At 66.0% G+C, this 3,331-nt stretch carries 3 protein-coding genes; 1 reads left to right on the top strand and 2 read right to left on the bottom strand.

Annotated elements, in window-relative coordinates; translation table 11 throughout:
* Positions 1 to 108 precede the first annotated feature (108 nt).
* Complete coding sequence (locus tag ADK66_RS25470; protein ID WP_053659610.1) at positions 109 to 363, bottom strand: ATP-binding cassette domain-containing protein; 255 nt, start codon at positions 361 to 363, stop codon at positions 109 to 111.
* A gap of 505 nt (positions 364 to 868) precedes the next feature.
* On the opposite strand from ADK66_RS25470, the gene ADK66_RS25465 reads away from it, so the two are divergent.
* A complete protein-coding gene (locus tag ADK66_RS25465; protein WP_053659608.1) occupies positions 869 to 1,048 on the top strand; it encodes a hypothetical protein in 180 nt (59 codons plus the stop codon).
* 641 nt (positions 1,049 to 1,689) lie between these two features.
* On the opposite strand, the gene ADK66_RS25460 is transcribed toward ADK66_RS25465, so the two are convergent.
* Positions 1,690 to 2,643 (bottom strand): protein kinase, encoded by a 954-nt coding sequence (locus ADK66_RS25460; protein ID WP_082377660.1) that lies wholly within the window; start codon positions 2,641 to 2,643, stop codon positions 1,690 to 1,692.
* Positions 2,644 to 3,331: the final 688 nt, after the last annotated feature.

The raw sequence follows: 3,331 nt of genomic DNA, 5'->3' as shown, positions 1-3,331 counted from the left end.
GGTGCTGTTCTCGGTCCCGACGGCGATGAATCCCATGATCGTTTCCCTCCTGTTGTCGCATACCGGGTGGTGGTGTCCGCGTTGGACGTCGTTGTCGTGTCGCGGCGCTTATCGACTGGGCACGATGTCCATCCTGGGACGCACCGCGCGCCGGTCCGTGGGGCTCTTGCCGTACACGCGCACCGCGCCTGCCGGCGACGTCCGGTGGTCCTCGATGACCCCCTGAGTCGAGGTCTTGCCCACGCCATTGACGCCGAGGAGCGCGTCGGGCTCCCCGCCCGCGACCCGGAACGAGAAATCCTTGACGGCGCGAAACTCGCCGGAGGTGACGTTCAGTCGGTCGACTTCGATGACAGGTCTCATGGGCATCGAGGGTCCTTTCGTCTCGACACAAGGCTTCCGCTAATGGCGGCACCTTGGCATCGGTACAAACCCCTTAGCTCCTACCGTCAGCGCACTCAGCCGCGAGCGAGCTGGTCGCTGTCCGTGCGAGTCAGCCAGTTTGGACGGCCGGTGCGCTTGACCAGCGACGAAAGCCGCGTACTCGAGGCCTGTCTCGACCTGCGGCATCCGAGTCATCAACCCCATCCGCGCTGAGAACGCGGCCTTGCGGAGGCGGCCGGCATCGGGAACGAATGCGGTTCGCGTCGGTGACAACTACCTACTCCGACACTGTCGGGACTCATCCCAGCCTCGGGTGGGAGCGGAATGGCCGACCTCCTGGGCTGGCGTACAGGCGGGTGGCCATCGAACATCTCTCGCCCTAAACACCGCCGGCGCAGCGGGGCGATTGTGGTGCGCGGGGAAGCGGGCATCGGAAAGGCCGCGATCCTGGAGCACGCTCGCGACGACGGAGCCGACCGACGACGTGGAGTTGCTGCGCCGGGCCGCCATGCCACCCGACCAGCGCCGCGCACGCGGCGCGCAGGCCGCGGCAGCCGCGTTCCTGCAACGGGCGGCCGAGCTGACACCGGCGCCCGCCGTCCGTGCGAGCCGGGCGCTGGAGGCCGCGCAGGCCCGGTGCGCCCGTGGCCGCCTCGGAGCCTGACTGTCGACAGCCGGCGGGCCCGTGAACGCGCGACAGCGGGCCCGCCTCGAACTACTGCGTGCCCGGATCGCGTTCCACCCGGCCCACTGCAGCGACGCGCCGGGATGCTGCTGGACGCCGCCAAGGCGCTCGCCCGCTCGACCCCATGTTGTCCCGCGAGACGTACCTGCAGGCGGTCAACGCGGCCTTCACGCTGGCCGTCTCGGCCGGGGCCGCGGGTCGCTCGAGGTGCCCGAGGCCGCCAGAGCGCGCCTCCAGCCCGCCGGGGCGCCGTAGCCGGTCGACCTCCTGCTCGACGGAGTCGTCACGCGGTTTATACAGCGGTACGCGGTGAGTGCGCCCACCTTGTGCCCTGCAGATACTGCAAGTCCACGACTGCCGAGCTGACGACGACCACCGCTGGCTGTGGCTGGCCAGCCGCACCGCGGCGATGCTGTGGGACGACGAGCGCTGTCCGATCTGCTGGCCATCCGCAACGTCCGGCTCACTCGCGAAGCGTGCGCCCTGACCGCCCTCCCCGCCGCACTCGCCACCCTGGCCTCAGTGCTCGTGCTCACCGGCGAACTCGCCCGTGCCCAAGAGTTGGCCGCCGAGAAAGTAGCGATCACGCGCGCTACCTCCTCGTTGATCTGCGCTGCCGGTCAGCGGTCGACGCTGGCCATGCCAGCGTGGCCGCCCATGGCGGGTGCCTTGGCCGCGTCGTTTTCGAACTTACCCAAGCGGGCGCCGCCATCTTCGCTAATGATGCCCTTCGCCGCAGACTGGAGCGCCTCTCTGAAGGCTCGCGCGTTCCGGAACCGATCCTCCCGGGCTTTGGCGAGAGCCTTCACGAGTACGGAATCAAGCGCGGGAGTGAGGTCTAGACCGCGCGTGCTGACCCGCGCGGGTTCCTCATAGACGTGTTGGTAGGCGACAGACAGCGGGTCAGGACCGATAAAGGGGGGCCGCCCGGTAAGTAGTTCATAGAGCAGGCAGCCTGCGGAGTAGAGGTCGCTGCGGGCGTCCACGGTCTCACCGCGCACCTGCTCGGGAGAGAGATACTGGGGAGTTCCAAGGATCTCGTGGGCCTGGGTTATCGCCGGGACTGGATCGCCACTGTCGTGTGCGATTCCGAAGTCCACGATTTTGACGGAACCCTCCGTTGTGATCATCACATTGGCCGGTTTGATGTCGCGATGGACAATGCCGGCGCGATGACTGAACTCAAGCGCCGAGAGGATCTCGACCTGATACTGGATCGAGTCCTTGAGTCTGAGTCCGCCAGCCTTGAGAAGGTCCGACAGGGGCCGGCCAGAGACATACTCCATGACAATATATGGAACTCGTACCCTACCCGCCGATCCTCCTTCCAACTCGTTATAACCGGTGTCATAGACGGAGACGATCGCGGGATGACTGAGGCGAGCCGTCATCCGCGCCTCGCGTCGAAACCTGGATTGGAACAGGGGATCCAGTGCAAGATCTCTGCGGAGCACCTTTATCGCAACGGACCGACCTGAGCGGATGTCGCGACCTAGGCGGATATTGGCCATACCGCCCCAGCCAATGAGATCGCCTACCTCATAATTTCCATAGAGGGCTCGATTCCTGCTCATCAGGATTTCCTAACTACTCTCGCTCGCTCTTGGTGGAGTTACGCGACGGGCGGAGTCCAGACCCCGCTTCGCGGCACCGGGGAAACTGGATAGATGAGTGCCGTACCGGCGAGGTCGACACAGAACGAAAGGCACTTCACGGCACGAACACCGCTGCGGCTGAGGTTCCGCCTGGCAACGTCGATGACAGCGCTGACAGACATGGCGGTTCCTTTCGCGTCGACGGTCCGAAGCGGGGGGCGACCTCGCGGGTCAGGGCCGTTCCCGGACGGACGAGGTCTGGCGCTGCTCCGGTCGTTGCCGGTGATGGCGTTGTCTTCAGGCTGGCATCGGCGGCGTCGCCTTCGCGTCGGTGGAAGCCCCTGATGTCGTCGCCGGTCGCCACCGTGCAGAGCGGTGGATGGCCGTTGCCCGGGCGGGCCAGACCAGCAAAGGGACCGGTGTGCGGGCAGGCCCGGCATACGGCGACCGAATTGCCCACCCCCGTCCACGGTTTAGACTGGGGTTGGCGGACGGGGTTCGCGTCGGTGACAATTACCTACTTTTACAGTGCCGACAGATTCGAGTGGGAATGAAACTGGCGAATCTTCTAGTGCCTCGTCATGCGGCCTTGAACGGGTAATCGGGATGGCGGATCTTGGAGTTGATCGCGTATCCGGTTTTGGGTTGGGCGTGTTGGTTGCGCCAG

It is taken from the genome of Micromonospora sp. NRRL B-16802, from assembly GCF_001279555.1.
Lineage (GTDB): Bacteria > Actinomycetota > Actinomycetes > Mycobacteriales > Micromonosporaceae > Micromonospora > Micromonospora profundi.
The sequence above is the reverse complement of the archived record's forward strand: the minus strand, read 5'-3'. Positions and strand labels throughout refer to the sequence as shown.

What these genes read in the sequence shown, in the direction of transcription:
- ADK66_RS25470 (WP_053659610.1), bottom strand. Translation starts at nt 363, where the DNA reads ATGAGACCTGTCATCGAAGTCGACCGACTGAACGTCACCTCCGGCGAG.
- ADK66_RS25460 (WP_082377660.1), bottom strand. Translation starts at nt 2,643, where the DNA reads ATGAGCAGGAATCGAGCCCTCTATGGAAATTATGAGGTAGGCGATCTC.